The 19159-nt window shown below is 67.6% G+C and carries 18 protein-coding genes; 10 read left to right on the top strand and 8 right to left on the bottom strand.

The features are described 5' to 3' along the window. Position 1: 1 nt before the first annotated feature. The 7 genes from AAHB17_RS14965 to AAHB17_RS14995 all read right to left on the bottom strand — a co-directional run bounded on the left by AAHB17_RS14965 (position 2) and on the right by AAHB17_RS14995 (position 8855). Positions 2-1768, bottom strand: coding sequence for a branched-chain amino acid ABC transporter ATP-binding protein/permease (locus tag AAHB17_RS14965; protein WP_342131431.1), 1767 nt, complete (start codon positions 1766-1768; stop codon positions 2-4). Between the two features lie 2 nt (positions 1769-1770). Next, positions 1771-2811 (bottom strand): branched-chain amino acid ABC transporter permease, encoded by a 1041-nt coding sequence (locus AAHB17_RS14970; RefSeq protein WP_342131432.1) that lies wholly within the window; start codon positions 2809-2811, stop codon positions 1771-1773. 111 nt (positions 2812-2922) lie between these two features. Further along, the gene (locus AAHB17_RS14975) at positions 2923-4056 is read right to left on the bottom strand and encodes an ABC transporter substrate-binding protein (protein ID WP_342131433.1); all 1134 of its coding nucleotides are present in this window, start codon (positions 4054-4056) and stop codon (positions 2923-2925) included. A gap of 43 nt (positions 4057-4099) precedes the next feature. After that, the gene (locus AAHB17_RS14980) at positions 4100-4864 is read right to left on the bottom strand and encodes a 3-hydroxyacyl-CoA dehydrogenase (RefSeq protein WP_342131434.1); all 765 of its coding nucleotides are present in this window, start codon (positions 4862-4864) and stop codon (positions 4100-4102) included. 49 nt (positions 4865-4913) lie between these two features. Beyond that, positions 4914-6164: a thiolase family protein gene (locus AAHB17_RS14985; protein ID WP_342131435.1), complete on the bottom strand. Its 1251-nt coding sequence runs from the start codon at positions 6162-6164 to the stop codon at positions 4914-4916. Positions 6165-6171: 7 nt separating this feature from the next. Continuing rightward, positions 6172-8037 carry a feruloyl-CoA synthase gene (locus AAHB17_RS14990; protein ID WP_342131436.1) on the bottom strand — a complete coding sequence of 622 codons (1866 nt, stop codon included), beginning with the start codon at positions 8035-8037 and terminating at the stop codon, positions 6172-6174. A gap of 35 nt (positions 8038-8072) precedes the next feature. Then, a complete protein-coding gene (locus AAHB17_RS14995) occupies positions 8073-8855 on the bottom strand; it encodes a crotonase/enoyl-CoA hydratase family protein (protein ID WP_342131437.1) in 783 nt (260 codons plus the stop codon). Between the two features lie 118 nt (positions 8856-8973). On the opposite strand from AAHB17_RS14995, the gene AAHB17_RS15000 reads away from it, so the two are divergent. The 4 genes from AAHB17_RS15000 (at position 8974) to AAHB17_RS15015 (ending at position 12080) form a co-directional block, all read left to right on the top strand. Further along, a complete protein-coding gene (locus tag AAHB17_RS15000) occupies positions 8974-9837 on the top strand; it encodes an amidohydrolase family protein (RefSeq protein ID WP_342131438.1) in 864 nt (287 codons plus the stop codon). Positions 9838-9868: 31 nt separating this feature from the next. Continuing rightward, on the top strand, positions 9869-10672 hold the full coding sequence (locus AAHB17_RS15005) for an enoyl-CoA hydratase/isomerase family protein (RefSeq protein ID WP_342131439.1): 804 nt from the start codon (positions 9869-9871) through the stop codon (positions 10670-10672). A gap of 62 nt (positions 10673-10734) precedes the next feature. After that, positions 10735-11163 carry a hypothetical protein gene (locus tag AAHB17_RS15010; protein ID WP_342131440.1) on the top strand — a complete coding sequence of 143 codons (429 nt, stop codon included), beginning with the start codon at positions 10735-10737 and terminating at the stop codon, positions 11161-11163. 26 nt (positions 11164-11189) lie between these two features. Next, positions 11190-12080: a DMT family transporter gene (locus AAHB17_RS15015; RefSeq protein WP_342131441.1), complete on the top strand. Its 891-nt coding sequence runs from the start codon at positions 11190-11192 to the stop codon at positions 12078-12080. Positions 12081-12274: 194 nt separating this feature from the next. On the opposite strand, the gene AAHB17_RS15020 is transcribed toward AAHB17_RS15015, so the two are convergent. After that, positions 12275-13396, bottom strand: a complete 1122-nt coding sequence (locus tag AAHB17_RS15020) for a 5-methyltetrahydropteroyltriglutamate--homocysteine S-methyltransferase (protein ID WP_342131442.1) — start codon at positions 13394-13396, stop codon at positions 12275-12277. A gap of 197 nt (positions 13397-13593) precedes the next feature. Between AAHB17_RS15020 and AAHB17_RS15025 the strand changes: the two genes are divergently transcribed. From AAHB17_RS15025 to AAHB17_RS15050, 6 genes are all read left to right on the top strand, one after another. Continuing rightward, positions 13594-14361 carry a GntR family transcriptional regulator gene (locus AAHB17_RS15025; RefSeq protein WP_342131482.1) on the top strand — a complete coding sequence of 256 codons (768 nt, stop codon included), beginning with the start codon at positions 13594-13596 and terminating at the stop codon, positions 14359-14361. 168 nt (positions 14362-14529) lie between these two features. Then, a complete protein-coding gene (locus AAHB17_RS15030; RefSeq protein ID WP_342131443.1) occupies positions 14530-15702 on the top strand; it encodes an ABC transporter substrate-binding protein in 1173 nt (390 codons plus the stop codon). Between the two features lie 83 nt (positions 15703-15785). Then, complete coding sequence (locus tag AAHB17_RS15035; protein ID WP_342131444.1) at positions 15786-16652, top strand: branched-chain amino acid ABC transporter permease; 867 nt, start codon at positions 15786-15788, stop codon at positions 16650-16652. Continuing rightward, positions 16653-17624 carry a branched-chain amino acid ABC transporter permease gene (locus AAHB17_RS15040; protein WP_342131445.1) on the top strand — a complete coding sequence of 324 codons (972 nt, stop codon included), beginning with the start codon at positions 16653-16655 and terminating at the stop codon, positions 17622-17624. After that, positions 17621-18412: an ABC transporter ATP-binding protein gene (locus tag AAHB17_RS15045; protein ID WP_342131446.1), complete on the top strand. Its 792-nt coding sequence runs from the start codon at positions 17621-17623 to the stop codon at positions 18410-18412. The genes AAHB17_RS15040 and AAHB17_RS15045 overlap by 4 nt, the downstream gene beginning before the upstream one ends. Continuing rightward, positions 18409-19134, top strand: coding sequence for an ABC transporter ATP-binding protein (locus AAHB17_RS15050; protein WP_342131447.1), 726 nt, complete (start codon positions 18409-18411; stop codon positions 19132-19134). The genes AAHB17_RS15045 and AAHB17_RS15050 overlap by 4 nt, the downstream gene beginning before the upstream one ends. The last annotated feature ends 25 nt before the right edge of the window (positions 19135-19159 follow it).

The following is a 19159-nucleotide window of genomic DNA, read 5'->3' on the forward strand; positions in this document are numbered from 1 at the left end:
GTCAATGTTCCGTGCCGAGGTAGGCCGCGCGGACCTTGGGGTCTTGCTGGACGTGGGCCGGTGTGCCCTGGGTCAGCAAGGTGCCGAACTCCATCACCACCAGGTGGTCGCAGACCTGCATCACCAGGTCCATGTCGTGCTCCACCAGCAGGATGCTCACGCCTTCGCGCTGCAGCTGGCGCAAGACGTCGGCCAGCGCCTGTTTTTCCTTGTGGCGCAGGCCGGCGGCGGGCTCGTCGAGCAGCAGCAGGGCCGGGTCGGCGCACAGCGCGCGGGCGATTTCCATCAGGCGCTGCGGGCCCATGGCCAGGTTGCCGGCCTGTTCGTGCAGGTAGGCGCCCATGCCGATGCGCTCCAGCTGGCGCTGCGCCTCGCGGAACAGGCGGCGCTCCTCGTCGCGGTTGGCGCGCAGCATGGCAGGCAACACGCCCTTGGATCCACGCGTGTGGGCACCCAGGGCCACGTTCTCCAGCACCGTCATGTCGGGGATCATCTTCACGTGCTGGAAGGTGCGCGCCATGCCGGCCCGCGAGATCTCGCGCGAGGGCTGGCCACCCACGGCCTGGCCGCGGAACACCACCTGCCCGCTGGTCATGCCCAGCACCCCGGTGATGAGGTTGAAGGTGGTCGACTTGCCGGCCCCGTTGGGACCGATCAGGCCCACGATCTGGCCGGCCTGGATCTGGAAGCTGATGTCGTTGACGGCGGTCAGCCCGCCGAACTGCTTGCGAATCTTCTGCACGTCGAGCACCACCTCGCCGGTGGCCGGCTTGACGCGCTCGGGCAGGGCGGCGGCGCCGGTCCAGTCCACCTTGCGCTGCTTGCGCGGCAGCTTGCGCTCCACCAGCGACCACAGGCCGTCGGGCAGGTATTTCAGCACCAGCACCATGGCGATGCCGAAGACGATCACCTCGTAGCTGCCGCTGGTGCCGATCAGCTTGGGCAGCAGCACCTGCAGTTGGTCGTCCAGCAGCTTGATCAGGCCGGCACCGGCGATGGCGCCCCAGACGTGGCCGACGCCGCCGAGCACCGTCATGAACAGGTACTCGATGCCCATCTTGAGGCCGAAGGCCGAGGGGTTGACCGTGCGCTGGAAGTGCGCCAGCAGCCAGCCCGCCACCGAGGCGAACAGCGCCGCCAGCACAAAGATGGTGACCTTGTACTTGAAGGTGCTGATGCCCATGGCCTCGGCCATCTGCGAGCCACCCTTCATGGCCCGGATGGCGCGCCCGGGGCGCGAGTCCAGCAGGTGCATCAACGCGAAGGCACAGGCCAGCAGGATGGCCCAGGTGAGCACGAAGAAGGCCCGGCCCTGGCCGATGTCGAAGCCGGCGACCGACAGGCTCTTGATGCCCAGCAGGCCATCGTATTTGCCCAGGGCATCGAGGTTGCCCATGAGGTAGTAGAGCGACAGGCCCCAGGCGATGGTGGCCAGCGGCAGGTAATGGCCCGACATGCGCAGCGTGATGACCCCGACCACCAGCGCGCTGATGGCGGTGAAGGCCAGCCCGATGAACAGCGTGATCCAGGGCGAGTAGCCCAGGTTGAGCGTGAACCAGGCGGTGGTGTAGGCGCCTATGCCCACAAAAGCCGCCTGCCCGAAGGAGGTCAGGCCACCCACGCCGGTGAGCAGCACCAGGCCGAGCGAAGTCAGGCTGTACAGGCCGATGTAGTTGAGCTGCGTGATCCAGAAGTCAGGCAGGGGCAGCACCGCGATCAGCGGCACGGCGGCGATGAGGGCAACAAGCCCGGATTTTCGGATGTCCATTTTCAGTGGTCCTCGTCGGAGTGGCCGCTGGCGATGGAGCGGATCAAGAGCACCGGCAGGATCAGCGTGAACACGATCACTTCCTTGAAAGCGCTGGCCCAGAAGGAGCCGAAGGATTCGACGATGCCGACGAACAGCGCACCGATGAGCGCGCCGGGGTAGCTGGACAGGCCCGCCACCACCGCGGCGACGAAGCCCTTGAGGCCGATCAGGAAACCCGAGTCGTAGAAGACCGTGGTGGTGGGGCCGATCAGCAGGCCCGACAGGGCCCCGAGCAGCGCCGCCATGGTGAAGGTGAGCTGACCGGAGCTGTGGGTGGAAATGCCCATCAGGCGCGCGCCGGTGCGGTTGACCGCGGTGGCGCGCAGCGCCTTGCCCTTGAGCGAGCGCTCGAAGTAGAGGTAGAACAGCACGATCAGCGCCACCGTGCTCAGGCCGATGATGATGGTCTGGCCGCTGAGCGTGAGCGGGCCGAGCTGGCCACGGTAGTCCCAGAAGCTGGGGTTGCGGAAGCCTTCGGCGCCGAAGAACAGCAGGCCCAGGCCGGTCATGGCGAAGTGCACGCCGACCGAGACGATGAGCAGCACCAGCGGGGTGGCGTCTTCCAGCGACTGGTAGGCGACGCGGTAGACCAGCGGGCCGAAGGCGGTGACCACGGCCACCGACAGCAGGGCCTGGGCGACCAGGGGCCACTGTTGTGGCGCCGCCCAGATGGTCAGCAGCGAGACCAGCACGGGTGCGACCAAGGTCTTGAACGCGGCCTGCGCGGCGCGCCCGGCATGGCCATGGTGGCGGAAACGCCCCAGTCCTTCCATGATGGCGGCGATGCTGGCCAGGATCAGAAGCAGCCACACCGTGCCCGGCGTCTTGCCGCTCTGCAGCATGGCGAGCGTGAGGGCCCCATAGGCGACAAACTCGCCCTGGGGAATGAAGATGACGCGCGTGACGGTGAACACAAGCACCGTGGCTAGGCCCAGCAACGCGTAGATCGCGCCGTTGGTCACGCCGTCCAGCAGCAGGATGCTGGCGATCGAAAAGTCCATGGCCGGGTCCGGTATGGGTTGGTGAGGAAGGGCGCACGCGGGCCGAGGGCCGTGCCGTGCCGCGTGCGTCCGGGGCGGCGCCAGCTCCGTGGCGCGCCCCGGGGTTCAGGCTTATTCGACCTTGAACTTGCCGTCGACGACCTTGAGCATCACACCGGTTTCGTTGGTGTAGCCCCAGTGGTCGCTGGCGGTCCAGTTCATCACGCCGTGCGAGAAGATGGTGCGGCCCATGGTTTCCATGCCATCACGCAGCGCAGCGCGGAACTCGGGCGTGCCGGGCTTGGCCTTTTTGAGGGCGCCGGGGAGGATCTTCTCCAGCACCACCTGCGCGTCGTACGAGTGGCCGGCGAACTGGTTGCGCGAGTTGGCCCCATAGGCCTTTTCGTACTTCTGGACGAAGTCGACCGCCAGCTTCTTGGACGGGTGGCTGTCGGGCAGCTGCTCGGCGATCACGGCCGGACCCGACACCACAAACGAACCCTCGACGGCCTTGCCGCCGACGCGCATCAGGTCCTGGGTGGCGGCCGCGTGGGTCTGGTAGATCTTGCCCTTGTAACCACGGTCGACCACGGCCATGTGCGGCATGGCCGCACCCGAACCCGAGGCCACGATCAGCATGGCGTCGGGGTTGGCCGACGTCAGCTTGAGCGCCTGCGGCGTCACGCTGGTGTCGGTGCGGGCGAAACGCTCGGTGGCCACGATCTTGATGCCGGCCTGGTCGAGCAGGGGCGTGATCTCCTTCAGCCACTGTTCGCCGTAGGCGTCGGTGTAGCCCAGGAAGCCCAGGGTCTTGACGCCCTGTTTTTTCATGTGCTCGACCACGGCGCTGCCCATCACGGTGTTGGACTGCGGCAGGCGGAACATCCACTTGTCCTTGCCGGCGGGCACACCCACCGGCGAGGCGGCCAGCTGCACCGTGCCGGCTTCGCTGGCGATGTCCGTCATGGCGGCGGCCACGGCGGTGATGCACGAGCCGATGATCATGTCGACCTTGTCCTCGGTCACGAAGCGGCGGGCATTGGCCGCGCCCTTGCCGGGATCGGTGGCGTCGTCGAGGATGATCAGGTTGACTTTCTCGCCGGCGATCGTTTGCGGGAACAGCTTGAAGTAGTTCTGCATCGGGATGCCCAGGCCCGAACCCGGGCCGGTCAGCGCGAGGCTGACGCCGATGTTGACGTCGGCTTGTGCGGCGCCGGTGGCCAGCACGGCCACGGCGGTGGCGATCAGGGTCTTGATGTTTTTCATGGTGTGTCTCCTGGTGGTTGGCGGAAAGGGAGCGGGGAAAAAATCAGCGCGGCGCCATGCGCAGGGCGCCATCAAGGCGAATGACTTCGCCGTTGAGGTGGGTGTTGGTCACGATGTGGGCCGCGAGTTGGGCGAACTCCTCGGGTTTGCCCAGGCGCGGAGGGAAGGGGATGCTGGCCGCCAGCGAGGCCTGCACCGGCTCGGGCAGGCTTTTCATCAGCGGCGTGGCGAACAGGCCCGGTGCGATGGTGCACACGCGGATGCCGTGCTGTGCCAGATCGCGCGCCATCGGCAGGGTCATGCCCACCAGGCCACCCTTGGAGGCGCTGTAGGCCTGCTGGCCCACCTGGCCGTCGAAGGCGGCCACCGAGGCGGTGAACACCATCACGCCGCGTTCGCCGTCTTCCAGCGGGTCCAGCTTGGCGCAGGCGGCGGCAAACAGGCGGCTGGCGTTGTAGGTGCCCACCAGATTGACCGTGATCACCTTGGTGAAATCGTCCAGCGGCGCGGCGCTGCCGTCCTTCTGCACGACGCGCTTGGCGGTGCCGATGCCGGCGATGTTCATCAGGATGCGGGCCGGGCCCAGCGTGGCCGTCACCCGGTCCAGCGCGGCCAACAGGCTGTCGGTGCTGGTGATGTCGCACTGGCAGGCCACACCCTTGATGTCGGCCGCCACGCGCTCGGCGTTGGCCAGGTTGACGTCCAGCACCGCCACCTTGGCGCCCAGACGGGCGAGTTCGCGTGCGGTGGCCTCGCCGAGGCCGGAGCCGCCGCCGGTGACGAGGGCGACGTGGTCCTTGATCTGCATGTGTGTGTCCTTGTGTGGTGCGGGTGAGGGATGGTGAGCCGACTTGGGCTCAGGCGGCGTCGGGGTTTTCCACCAGCAGCGCGATACCCTGGCCGCCGCCCACGCAGGCACTGGAGATGCCGTAGCGTTGGCCGCTGCGCCGCAGTTCACGCGCCAGGGTGATGGTCAGGCGCACGCCGGTGGCGGCCAGCGGATGGCCCAGCGCGATGGCGCCGCCGTTGACGTTGAGCCGGGCCAGGTCCAGGCCCAGCTCGCGGCCCACGGCCAGGGTCTGCGCTCCCTGGGCTTCGTTGATCTCGAAGCGGCCGATCTGGTCCAGCGTCAGGCCGGTGCGCGCCAGCAGCAGGCGGATGGCCGGCGCCGGGCCGATGCCCATGATCTCGGGCGGCACGCCCACGGCGGCGGCGGCCACAATGCGTGCCAGCGGCTTTTTGCCCTGGGCCTTGGCGTAACGGCCCGAGGCCACCACGGCGGCCGCGGCGGCGTCCACCAGGGCCGAGCTGTTGCCGCCGGTCTGCACGCCGCCTTCGTAGACCGGCTTGAGCTTGGCCAGCACCTCCACGGGGGAGATGCGGGCGTGGGTGTCGGTGGCCACCTCGGTGACCTTGCCCTGCAGCTTGATGCCGCGCGGCTTGTAGCCGTCCAGCTCGAACTTTTCGGTCACCACGGGAACGATTTCCCCGGCGAGGAAGCCGCTTTCCTGCGCCGCCACCGCCTTGGCGAAAGAGCTGGAGGCGAAGGCGTCCACGTCCTCGCGGCTGATGCTGTATTTTTTTGCCAGGTTCTCGGCCGTCTGGATCATGTTGATGCCGGCGGCTGGGTCTTTCAGCGCCTCCCACATGTAGTCCTTGAAGCCCACCGGCGCGCCCAGTTTGAAGCCGGTGCGGTGGTCAAAGGCGGCGATGGGGTTGCGCGTCATGCTTTCGGTGCCCACCACCAGCGCGGCCTCGCAGGCGCCGCCCTGGATGTGCTCGCCGGCCTGACGGAACAGTTCGAAGCCGGTGCCGCAGATGCGCTGCGCCATGATGGCCGGCACGTCCACCGGCACACCGGCGTAGAGGCCGATGTGGCGCGGCAGGAAGAACTGGTCGAAGTCGCCGGGCGCCATGTTGCCGGTGACCACCGAGCCGATGTCGCTGCCCGGCACGCCGGCGCGGGCCAGCACGGCGCGGGCCGCCTTGATGCCGAGGTCGGTGGGCGAGATGTGGCCCAGGGCGCCGCAGTAGTCGACCATGGGCGTGCGCACGCCGTCGAGCATCCAGACGTCGTCGAAGGAGGAGAAAAAGCCTTGTGCTGCCATGGGAGTCTCAAGCCGGTATGAGGATGTGGTGCAGGCGGCCTGCGTGCAGGGCGTCCACGGTGTCGGCGCGGTGGGCCAGCACGGCGCGCTGGTTGATCGAGCCCTTGTCGGTCACCTCGCCCCGGTCGATGGTGGGCGGCTCGGCCAGCAGGCACAGGCGGGCGATGCGGTTGGCGCTGCCGGTGGCGTTTTTCGCCAGGGCGTCCACCACGGTCTGGAAATGGGCCAGCACGGGAGCGCTGGCCAGCACATCGGCCATGGGCGCGTCGGCGGGCAGGCCGGCCAGGCCGCGCACGGCCTGGGTCGGGAAAACCATGGCGCCCACCTCCTTGAGGTTGAGGCCGGTCAGCACCACGTCCTGGATGTAGGGCGCGCCGGCCGCGATGATCTTGGCGCGCAGCGGGCCAACGCTGACGAAGGTGCCGGTGGCGAGCTTGAAGTCCTCGGCGATGCGGCCGTCGAACTTCAGGCCCAGGTGCACGTCGGTCTCGTCGATCCACTTGACGGCGTCGCCGGTGCAGAAGAAGCCTTCCTCGTCGAAGGCCTCGGCGGTTTCCTTCGGAGCCCGCCAGTAGCCGGGCGTGATGTTGGGGCCCTTGTAGCGCACCTCGGTCTTGCCGTCGGTGTCGACCAGCTTGAGTTCCAGGCCGGGCGTGGGCACGCCCAGGTCGCCGGCGTTGACGAAGGGGTTGGTGACGAAGATGCCGAAGGGGCCGGACTCGGTCATGCCCAGGCCGGTGCCCATGACGATGCGCTCGCCGATCTCGCGCTCCTCGCTCTCGAACAGACTGTCCCAGATCGGCTGGGCCAGGGCGGCACCGGCGTAGAAGAACATCTTGACCCGCGACAGCAGCGTCTTGCGCAGCGTGTCGTCGGTCTTCATGGCGTGGGCGATGGCCTCGAAGCCGGTCGGCACGTTGAAATACACCGTCGGCGCGATCTCGCGCAGGTTGCGCAGGGTCTCGTGCATCAGGGCCGGCGTCGGCTTGCCGTCATCGATGTAGAGCGTGCCGCCGTGGTAGATCACCATGCCCACGTTGTGGTTGCCGCCAAAGGTGTGGTTCCAGGGCAGCCAGTCGCACAGCACCAGGGGCGACTCGGCCAGGACCGGCATGGACTGTGTCATCTGCTGCTGGTTGGCGCACCACAGGCGCTGGGTGTTGATGACGGCCTTGGGCAGTTTGGTCGAGCCGCTGGTGAACAGGAACTTGACGATGGTGTCGGGGCCGGTGGCGGCGATGGCGGCTTCCACCGCGTCGGTCGCTTCGGTCAGCGTGAGCTGCTCGAAGGACGTGACGCTGCGACCAGCCACGTCGCCTTGGGACAGCACCACTTCCACGTCGGCGGGTACGGCGGCTGCGATGGCCTTGCCGTAGCGCGCGCCGTCGGTGGCAAACACCAGGCCGGGCGTCACGGTGCGCAGCACGTGTTTGAGCTTGTCGTAGTCCTGGCTGATCAGCGAATAGGCGGGCGAGGTCGGCACGTAGGGCACGCCGGCGAGCAGGCAGCCCAGGCCCATCATGGCGTGGTCCAGGCTGTTCTCGCTCAGGATCACCACCGGGCGCTCGGCGTTCAGGCCACGCTGGATCAGCGACTGCGCGATGCGCCGGGCCGTGTCCCAGGCCTCGCGGTAGCTCACGTGGCGCCAGTCGCCCAGCACGGTCTTGCCCTGGGCGTCGGGCGTGGGCTGGCGCTGCGCCATGAAGCTGCGTTCGGGCGTGGTCTCTGCCCAATGGCGCAGGCGGTCGGTCATGCGCTCGGGGTAGGGCAGCAGGTCCTGCTCGGCGCGCAGGTAGTGCACGCCGGGCGCGCCATCGCGCAAGCTCACGCGCGTGACGCCAAACTGCATGGGGCGGAAGCGGGGGGTGCTCATCGTGTCTCCGTTGTTCTTGTGGGCCGGCCGTGGGCTCAGGCCTTCTGCACCTTGGCCGCCTTGCCTTCGAGGAAGGCGCGCACGCGTTCCTTGGCTTCGGGCGCTGCCTGCGCGATGGCGGCCATCATGGCCTCGGTCAGGAAGCCGTGGTCGGCCGGCTGCTCGGCGATGCGGGGCAGGGCGTGCATCAGCGCGTAGTTGGTCAGCGGCGCGTTGGTGGCGATCTGCGTGGCCAGGGCCAGGGCCTTGTCCAGCGCGGTGCCGGCGGGCACCAGGTACTGTGCCAGGCCCACGCGCTCGCCATCGGCGGCGTTGTAGACGCGGCCGGTCAGCATCATGTCGGTCATGCGCGCCACGCCGATCAGCTTGGGGATGCGCACCGAGCCGCCGCCGCCGACAAAGATGCCGCGTGTGCCTTCGGGCAGGGCAAAGAAGGTGGTCTCGTCGGCGACGCGGATGTGGCAGGCGCTGGCCAGCTCCAGGCCGCCGCCGACCACGGCGCCATGCAGGGCGGCGATCACCGGCACCGGGCCGCTTTGCACGCAGTCGAGCGCGGCGTGCCACATGCGCGAGTGGTGCAGACCCTGGCCGGCGTCGCGCTCCTGCAGTTCCGACAGGTCCAGGCCGGCGCAGAAGTGCTCGCCATTGCCATCGATGACGGCGGCGCGCACACTGCTGGGCAGGTTCTGGAAGGTGTCGCGCAGCGCCAGGATCAGGCCGTCGTTGAGCGCGTTGCGCTTGGCGGCGCGGTTGAGGCGGATGACGGCGATCTGCTGCGTGTCGCCTTGCAGGGTGAGGGTCAGGTCGGTGTGTGGCATGGTGTGTCTCGACGGGCCGGTGTGGCTTGCGGTTGGATGCGATTATTGTTATAAAACATAACCAATGCAATCGGTGACGGGCACCGATTCACTCAGTGTTTACCCTAGGAGACATCGCTTGGACCACCAAAACCTGATCGCCATCGACATCCACACTCACGCCGAGGTGAGCTGCCGCAACCCCTTCGACAACTACGGCGAGGAATACGACCGCGCCGCCGACAAGTACTTCGGCAGCAACCGCCGGCCCACCATCGCCGAGACCATTGCCTACTACCGCGAGAGGAAGATCGGCCTGGTGATGTTCACTGTGGACAGCGAGAGCCAGCTCGGGCGCCGGCGTATCCCCAACGAGGAGATCGCCCAGGCCGCGCGCGAGAACAGCGACATGATGGTGGCCTTCGCCAGCATCGACCCGCACAAGGGCAAGATGGGCGCGCGCGAGGCCGAGCGCCTGATCAAGGAGGAAGGCGTCAAGGGCTTCAAGTTCCACCCCACGGTGCAGGGCTACCACCCCTACGACAAGATGGCCTGGCCGATCTACGAGGTGATCAACGCGCACAAGCTGCCGGCCATCTTCCACACCGGGCACAGCGGCATTGGCAGCGGCATGCGCTGCGGCGGCGGCCTGCGCCTGGAGTACAGCAACCCCATGCACCTGGACGACGTGGCGATCGACTTCCCCGACATGCAGATCGTCATGGCCCACCCCAGCTTCCCGTGGCAGGACGAGGCGCTGAGCGTGGCCACCCACAAGCCCAACGTGTGGATCGACCTCTCGGGCTGGAGCCCCAAGTACTTTCCCAAGCAGCTGGTGCAGTACGCCAACACGCTGCTGAAGGACCGCATCCTGTTCGGCAGCGACTACCCCCTGATCACGCCCGAGCGCTGGATGAAGGATTTCGAGGTGGCCGGCTTCAAGCCCGAGGTCATGCCGGGCATCCTCAAGGGCAACGCGGTGCGCCTGCTGGGCCTCGCCTGAACACCGGCCTTCTTTGGTGAACAATCCGGGCATGAACGCCACGCCTGCTGTTTCCGATTTTCCCGAAGCATCCGCGCCGCTGCTGCACATTGCCGGCGGCGTGGCCACCGTCACGCTCAACCGCCCGCAGCACCGCAACCGCCTCGAAGACGGCGACCTGCTGACGCTGCTGGCGCACATCGCCACCGTCAACGCCGACCTGTCGGTGCGGGCACTGGTGCTGACCGCGCGTCCCAACCAGCCGCGCCCGGTGTTCAGCGCCGGCTACCACCTGGGCGCCTTCAGCGACGACGGCGAGACCGGCCCCATGCCCTTCGAGACCGTGCCCGACGCGCTGGCCACGGCCCGCCCCATCACCCTGTGTGCCCTCAGCGGCAGCGTCTACGGCGGCGCCACGGACGTTGCCCTGGCCTGCGACTTCCGCTTTGGCGTGGAAGGCATGGAACTGCGCATGCCGGCTGGCGCACTGGGCCTGCACTACTACCCCAGCGGCATGCAGCGCTACGTGGCCCGCCTCGGCCTGGGTGTGGCCCGACGCCTGTTCCTGCTGGCCGAGCCCACGCCCGACCGCGACCTGCTCGCCATGGGCTTCCTCGACAAGCTGTTGCCGGCGGCCGAGCTGCCCGCCGCCGTGTCGGCCTGGTGCGCCCAGGTGCTGGCCATGGGCCCGCTGGCGGTGCAGGGCATGAAACAGACCCTCAACGAAATCGCCCTCGGCTTCGACCAGCCCGCGCTGTGGCGCGAACGCGAAGCCCTGAGCAAGGCCAGCGCCGACTTCGCCGAGGGCAGGGCGGCGTTCGCGGAGCGAAGGGGGGCGGTGTTTCGGGGCATGTGAGGGATGCGCGAGGGGCGCGTACGCGACTTTGAGTACAGTGGGCATATCCAGGAGACACAGGCATGAAATTGGGCATGAATCGGCATGGCGCCGCGCTGATGGCGCTGGCTGTTTCGATCACGAGCGCCGCCGCCGGAACACCCGTCAAGCAACTGCAGGAGAAAGGGCTCAAGCCGCTCGCCCATGCGGAATTGATGGGCCTGTTGCCCGGCAATACCCTGTACCACGTCAATCACGAGATGAAGGTGAAGGTGCCGCTGTTCTATGTTCCGGACGGAACGCGCTACGTCAGGATTCGCGGGCAGATTCTGGAGAGCAGGTGGCGGATCGAGGGCGACAAGGTGTGCGAGCACAGCGTGGTCCTGAAGCGCGACGTGTGCCGCAGCCTGTACCGGTTTGATGGCGGTGGCGCGGTGTGTGACGATGGCGCCGATGTCTGCGAATACGGCCTCGATTGGGCCGCCGGCAATCCTGAAGGGCTGGGGAAATAGGCCGCCGATCCACTATGCTCCCGCCCATGCCATCCCGCTCCGATACCTCGATCGCCCATGCCGCCATGTGGATGGCCGGCTGGCTGACACTGATGGTGGTGATCGCCGTGGCCGGGCGCGAGGCCGCGCGCGAGTTGTCGGTGTTCCAGATCATGCTGCTGCGCTCCACCTTGGGGCTGGCCATGCTGTGGCCGCTGGTGCGCGCTTCGGGTGGCCTGGCCGCCGTCGGGACCAGGCGGCTGCCCCAGCACGCGCTGCGCAACGCCATCCACTACGCCGCGCAGTACGGCTGGTTCGTTGCCCTGACCCTGATCCCGCTGGCGCAGGTGGTCGCCATCGAATTCACCATGCCGATCTGGTCGGCCGCCCTGGCGGTGCTCGTTCTCCGCGAACGCATGAACGGCCTGAAGTGGTTCGCCGTGCTGCTGGGGCTGGTGGGCGTGGCGGTGATCGTGCGGCCCCGCGCCGGTGAGCTCGACCTCGGGCAGCTCATTGCGCTGGGCTCCGCGTTGGGGTTTGCCGTCTCGGTCGTGCTGGTGAAGTCCCTCACCCGCACCGACGCGGCGGTCGCGATCAGCTTCTGGATGCTGGTGGTGCAAAGCGTGATCGGGCTCGTGCCGGCGCTCTGGGTCTGGCAATGGCCTTCGGTGCAGGCCTGGGGTTGGGTGGTGGTGGTGGCGTTCTGCGGCACCTACTCGCACTACTGCTTCGCCCGCGCCATGGAGCATGCGGACGCCACAGTGGTCGTACCGATGGACTTCCTGCGCGTACCGCTGACCGCGCTCGTGGGCTGGCTGGCGTACTCGGAAGGGCTGGATCTCTTCACCGTGTTGGGCGTCGGCCTGATCCTGGCCGGGAACCTGCTGAACCTGGTTCGTTTGCAGACGGGTGGTTGGCGGGTCTGGCGCAAGGCTTGAGTGCTTTTCAAGCACGGACTTGGCTGGGTACCCGTTCTTGGAAGTGAAGCCCTGTGCGGGGGGTTCCACCGGTCGATCAAGGTGCTCTGTGCAACGGCGAGCGCCTGACCATTTTCAGCCAACGCCCTGTTAGCCGCAGAAAAAACGCCCGCGCAACGCGGGCGTCCATGAACAAGGCTGCAGGGCCTCAGCCCTCAAGCATCCCCCCACACCTCCTGCGCCGTCTCGATCACCAGGCGCAGCTTCTGGCGCTGGGCTTCCACGGCGATGTTGTTGCCGTGCACGGTGCTGGAGAAGCCGCACTGGGGTGACAGGGCCAGTTGGTCCAGGGGTGCGTATTGGGCGGCTTCGGCGATGCGGCGCTTGAGGGTGTCCTTGCTTTCGAGTTCGCCGAACTTGGTGGTCACCAGGCCCAGCACCACCAGCTTGCCCTTGGGCAGGTAACGCAGCGGGCGGAAGTCGCCGGAGCGGTCGTCGTCGTATTCCAGGAAGTAGGCGTCGATGTCCATTTCCTTGAGCAGGGCCTCGGCCACCGGTTCGTAGTTGCCGGCCGCGGCGTGGGTGCTCTTGAAGTTGCCTCGGCACAGGTGCATGGCCAGGGTCATGCCGGCGGGCTTCTGGGCCACCACCTTGTTGATGAACTTGGCGTAGCGGTGGGGCAGTTCGTTGGGGTCATCGCCGCGCTGGCGGGCGGCTTCGCGCATTTTCTCGTCGCACAGGTAGGCGAGGTTGGTGTCGTCCATTTGCACGTAGGTGCAACCGGCGGCGGCCAGCGAGCGCAGTTCGTCGCCGTAGGCCTTGGCCACGTCGTCGTAGAACACCGGGTCCAGCTCGGGGTAGGCGTCCTTGCTGATGCCGGCGCGCCCGCCCCGGAAGTGCAGCATGGTGGGGGAGGGGATGGTGACCTTGGCCACGTTGCCCGGGGCCACCTGGCTCTTGAGGTATTGGAAGTCTGCCAACTGGATGTCCTTGGCGTGGCGCACCTTGTCCACCACCTTGATCGTCGGCGGAGCCAGGCTGGTGCTGCCGTCGGCGTTCTGCACGGCCAGGCGGCCGACCTCGGTGGTCACGCCCCCGAGTTGTTCCAGGAAGTCGAGGTGGAAATAGGTGCGGCGGAACTCGCCGTCGGTGATGGACTTGAGGCCCACGTCCTGCTGGAACTTCACGATCTCGCTGATGGCCTTGTCCTCGACCTCGCGCAGCCGTTCGGCGCTGATTTCGCCCTTGGCCTTCTGATCACGGGCTTCGAGCAGGTATTGGGGGCGCAGGAAGCTGCCCACGTGGTCGTAGCGGGCGGGCAGGTGGGGAATGCTCATGGGGTGTCTCCAATGGGGTGAAAAGTGTCGGTGGGTCCGCACGGCAACCATGTTACGGCATCTTTTGGGCGAGTTATTGAATACAGGAATAGCTGCTTTGGTGTTATCCGGGGTTGATTTCCTTGATCTAAATCAACCACTGTATACAATGGGTATCCATGAAGCGCACCGCCTCTTCCCCTTCGTCCGGCACGGCCATGCTGGCGGGCGAACCGCGCGTGTCGGGCCCGTCCATCGACGACGGCGGCTCCCAGATGGTCAAGGCGCAACTCAAGCTGCGCGAAATGATCCTGGCCGGCGAACTGCCGGCGGGCGCCCGCATCGCCGAGCTGTCGCTGGTGGAAAAATTGGGCGCTTCGCGCACCCCCATCCGCGCCGCCCTGATGCGGCTGGAGCAGGAAGGCCTGCTGGAGACGCTGCCCAATGGCGGCTACGCGGTGCGCACGTTCTCAGAGCGCGAGGTGGCCGATGCCATCGAGCTGCGCGGCACCATCGAGGGTGTGGCCGTGCGGCTGGCGGCCGAACGCGGCGTGGCCCCCGTGGTGCTGGGCGAGGCCCAGCAGATCCTGCGCGACGTCGACGACCTGCTGCGCGAGGCGGCACTCAACGACGACGCCTTTTCCCGCTACGTGGTGCTCAACCGCCGCTTCCATGAGCTGCTGGGCGAACTCTCCGGCAGCACCGTCATGTTGCGCGAGATGGAGCGCGTGGCCAGCCTGCCATTTGCCTCGCCCTCGGCCTTTGTGGTGGTGCAGGCCAATTCGCCCCAGGCGCGCGACATGCTGATCGTGGCCCAGGACCAGCACTGGCAGGTGCTCGAGGCCATCGAACACCGTGAGGGCGCGCGCGCCGAGGCCATCATGCGCGAACACTCGCGGCTGGCGCGGCGCAACCTGCGCGAGGCCGTTCGCAGCCCCCGGCACGGCAGCATGCCGGGCGTGGGCCTGATTCGAAAACGCGACTAGTATGAAGCCCACCCCCGTCGCTTGCCCGTTGCTCGTGGCCGCATCCCCTCTCCAGGGGGCGACACCAGCCGTCTGGCGGAGGCAGCCCGGCGGTGTCCCCCGGGTGGATGGGCTCGGTCGCCGGGGGTGGTGTTTTTTCTCAACCTTTTTTTCACACTGGAGACAAGCATGCACAAGCGCATCTTTCTGAACACCCTGGCGGTCGCTGTTCTCGGCGCCGGCGTGGCCACTGGCGCCCTGGCCCAGGACAAGTTCAAGATCGGCCTCATCCTGCCCATGAGCGGGCAGCAGGCGTCCACCGGGCGCCAGATCGAGGCGGCCGTGCGCCTGTTCATGGCCCAGAACGGCGACACCGTGGCGGGCAAGAAGGTCGAGGTCATCATCAAGGACGACGCCGCCACGCCCGATGTGTCGCGCCGCTTCGCCCAGGAACTGGTGGTCAACGAGAAGGTCAACGTGCTGGCGGGCTTCGGCGTGACGCCGGCCGCCCTGGCCGCCGCCCCCATCGCCACGCAGAGCAAGACCCCGCTGGTGGTGATGGCCGCCGCCACCTCCAGCATCACCGAGGCATCGCCCTACATCGTGCGCACCAGCTTCACGCTGCCGCAGGCTTCCGTGGCACTGGCCGACTGGGCGCCCAAGAACGGGCTCAAGAAGGTGGTGACCCTGGTCAGCGACTACGGCCCCGGCATCGACGCCGAGAAATTCTTCAAGGACCGCCTGCTCTTCAACGGCGGCCAGATCGCCGACTCGCTGCGCGTTCCGCTGCGCAACCCGGACTTCGCACCTTTCCTGCAGAAGGTGCGCGACATCAAGCCCGATGCCCTGTTCGTGTTCGTGCCGTCGGGCGCCGGCGCGGCGGTGATGAAGCAGTTCCTGGAGCGCGGCATGGACAAGGCCGGCATCAAGCTGATCGGCACCGGCGACGTGACCGACGACGACCAGCTCAACGACATGGGAGACGGCGCGCTGGGCGTGGTCACCTCGCACCACTACTCGGCCTACCACCCCTCGGCCACCAACAAGAAGTTCGTCGACGCCTTCCAGAAAGCCAACAAGGGCATGCGCCCCAACTTCATGGCCGTGGGCGGCTACGACGGCATGCGCGTGATCTACGAAGCACTCAAGGCCACCAAGGGCCAGGGCGGCGGCGATGCCCTGCTGGCGGCCATGAAGGGTCAGATCTTCGAAAGCCCGCGTGGCCCGATGTTCATCGACGCCCAGACCCGCGACGTGGTGCACAACATCTACCTGCGCAAGGTCGAACGCAAGGACGGCCAGCTGCACAACGTCGAATTCGACGTCATCAAGGACGTGAAGGACCCGGGCAAGGCCAAGTGAGTGCCGATGCCACGCTGAGCGTTCCGCGCTCAGCGTGACGTCCGGCCTCGCTCCGCTCAAAGCTCTACGCTGATCGCTCAACCATGTTGACCATACTCTTCGACGGCATCGCCTACGGCATGCTGCTCTTCATCCTGGCCGTCGGGCTGTCCGTGACCATGGGCTTGATGAATTTCATCAACCTGGCCCACGGCGCCTTCGCGATGGTGGGCGGCTACGTCACCGTGGTGCTGATGCAGCGCTTCGACGTGCCCTTCATGTGGACGCTGCCGCTGGCCTTTGGCGTGGCCGCGCTGCTGGGCGCGGTGCTGGAGCGCACGCTCTACCGGCCCATGTACAAGAAGCCCCACCTCGATCAGGTGCTGTTCTCCATCGGCCTGGCCTTCATGTCGGTGGCGACGGTGGACTACCTGGTGGGTTCGCAGCAGCAGATCATGCAGCTGCCCGAGTGGCTGCGCGGACGCACCGAGCTGTGGGACGGCGCCCTGGGCATGGGCCACTACCGCCTGTTCATCATCGCCGTCTGTGCCGCGCTCACCGTGGGCCTGCAGTACGTGCTGTCCCAAACGCGCTTCGGCAGCCGCCTGCGCGCCAGCGTGGACGACCCGCGCGTGGCCGCCGGCCTGGGTATCAACACCAACACCGTGTTCGCGGTCACCTTTGCGGTGGGCTCCGGCCTGGCCGGCCTGGGTGGCGCGCTGGGCGCCGAGGTGCTGGGCCTGGACCCGACCTTCCCGCTCAAGTTCATGGTGTATTTCCTGATCGTCGTCGCCGTCGGCGGCACCTCGTCCATCACCGGCCCGCTGCTGGCGGCGCTGCTGCTGGGCGTGGCCGACGTGGCGGGCAAGTACTACATCCCCAAGCTGGGGGCATTCATCGTCTATTCGCTCATGATCGCGCTGCTCATCTGGAAGCCGCAGGGTCTGTTCGTCCGCAAGGGAGGCAAATAAATGGCCAACGCCAAGACCTCGCTGCTGAGCGCCTCGCGCTGGCGCGTCGGGGAACCCGTGTTCTGGATCGTGGCCTTCCTGTCGCCGCTGCTGATCAAGGAACATTCGCTGATCGTCAACGAGATCGCCATCGTGGCCCTGTTCGCGATCTCGCTGGACCTGATCCTGGGCTACACCGGCATCGTCTCGCTGGGCCACGCGGCCTTCCTGGGCTTCGGGGCCTACAGCGCCGCCCTGTTCGCCAAACACGTCATGCCCGACCCCACGGTGGGCCTGCTGGTGGGCACCGCCGCGGCCACCTTGCTGGGCGCGGTCTGTTCGCTCACCATCATGCGCGGCACCGACCTGACCCGCATCATGGTCACGCTGGGCATGGCCCTGATCCTGATGGAGCTGGCCAACAAGCTCGACTGGCTGACCGGCGGCGCCGACGGCCTGCAGGGCGTGGTGATGGGGCCGGTGCTGGGCAAGTTCGAGTTCGACCTCTACGGCCAGACGGCCGCCTGGTACTCGCTGTGCGTGCTGCTGGTGTTCTTCTACCTCGCCCGCCGCCTGGTGCATTCGCCCTTTGGCGCCACGCTCAAGGCGGTGCGCGACAACCGGCTGCGCGCCATGGCCATCGGCATCCCGGTGCTGTCGCGCATCGCGGTGGTCTACACCATCGCCGCCGGCGTGGCCGGTGCGGCCGGCGCGCTGCTGGCCCAGACCACCGGTTTCGCCTCGCTCGACGTGTTCGCCCTGGAACGCTCGGCCGACCTGGTGCTGATGCTGGTGATCGGCGGTGTGGGCTGGCTCTACGGCGGCATCGCTGGCGCCGTCGTCTTCAAGCTCATGCACGACGTCATCTCCGGCATCACGCCGCAGTACTGGACCTTCTGGATCGGCCTGTTCCTGGTGGTGCTGGTGCTGGTCGGGCGCGACCGCCTGCTGCGTCCCTGGACCTGGTTCGGCAAGAAAGGCGGTGCGGCATGAACGCCCCCCAAGCACATACCCCGACCCCGGTGCGCACCGTGCTGCGCACCGAGGCCCTGGTCAAGCGTTTTGGTGGCATCACCGCCACCGACCACGTGACGCTGGACGTCAAGCACGGCGCCCGCCATGCGCTGATCGGCCCCAACGGCGCCGGCAAGACCACGCTGATCAACCTCATGACCGGCGTGCTGGACGTGAGCGAAGGCCGCATCCTGCTCGACGGCGACGACATCACCCAGCTCGCCCCGCACCAGCGGGTGCGCCGTGGCATGGTGCGCACCTTCCAGATCAACCAGCTCTTCAACGGCATGACGCCGCTGGAGACCCTGGGCATGGTGGTGGCCCAGCACCAGGGCCTGGGCGGGCGCTGGTGGCAGCCCATGGGCCGCAGCGCGGCCGTGGCCGAGCGCTGCGACCAGCTGCTGGAGCAGTTCCACCTGGCCGACGTGCAGCACGTGTCCACCGAGCACCTGGCCTACGGCAAGCGCCGCCTGCTGGAGATCGCCATCGCGCTGGCCTGCGAGCCGCGTGTGCTGCTGCTGGACGAGCCGGTGGCGGGCGTGCCCGCGGGCGAACGCGAGGAGCTGCTGCAGACCGTGGCCGCGCTGCCGGCCGACGTGTCGGTGCTCCTGATCGAACACGACATGGACCTGGTGTTTGATTTCGCCAACCGCATCACGGTGATGGTCAACGGGGCGGTGCTGACCGAAGGCACGCCCGAACAGATCGCCAACGACCCCCAGGTCAAGGCGGTGTACCTGGGTCATGGAGAAGAGGTGCGCGCGTGACGGAACTGCTCAATGTCGAGAACCTGAGTGCGGGCTACGGCGAGGCCGTGGTCATCAACGGTGTCTCGTTCCGCCTCAACGAAGGCGAGACCCTGGCCTTGCTGGGCCGCAACGGCACCGGCAAGACCACCCTCATCAACACCCTGGCCGGCGCCACGCGCCGCCACGGCGGCGCCATCTCGCTGGGCGGCGTGGCGCTGCACAAGCTGCCGTCGCACGAACGCGCGGCGGCCGGCATCGGCTGGGTGCCGCAGGAGCGCAACATCTTCAAGTCGCTCACGGTGCACGAGAACCTGACGGCGGTGGCGCGCCCGCAGCGCGCCGGCCAGCCCGCCTGGACGCCCGAGCGGGTCTACGAGATGTTCCCGCGCCTGGCCGAACGCAAGACCAACCTGGGCACGCAGCTGTCGGGCGGCGAGCAGCAGATGCTGGCCGTGGGCCGCGCGCTGGTGCTCAACCCGCGCATCCTGCTGCTGGACGAACCGCTGGAGGGCCTCGCGCCCATCATCGTCGAGGAACTCCTGCGCGCCATCGCCCGCATCACCCGCGACGAAGGCCTGTCGGCCATCATCGTCGAGCAGCACCCACAGGCCATCCTGGCCATCAGCCACCAGGCCCTGGTGCTGGACCACGGCAGCGTGGTGCACACCAGCAGCGCCGAATCGCTGAGCGCCCAGCCCGAGCTGCTGGACAGCCTGCTGGGCGTGGCCAAGACCCACTGACCGTTATCCCCGAACCCGCCCCTCA

Origin of the sequence: Hydrogenophaga sp. OTU3427 (assembly GCF_038440225.1) — a bacterium.
GTDB lineage: Bacteria > Pseudomonadota > Gammaproteobacteria > Burkholderiales > Burkholderiaceae_C > Hydrogenophaga.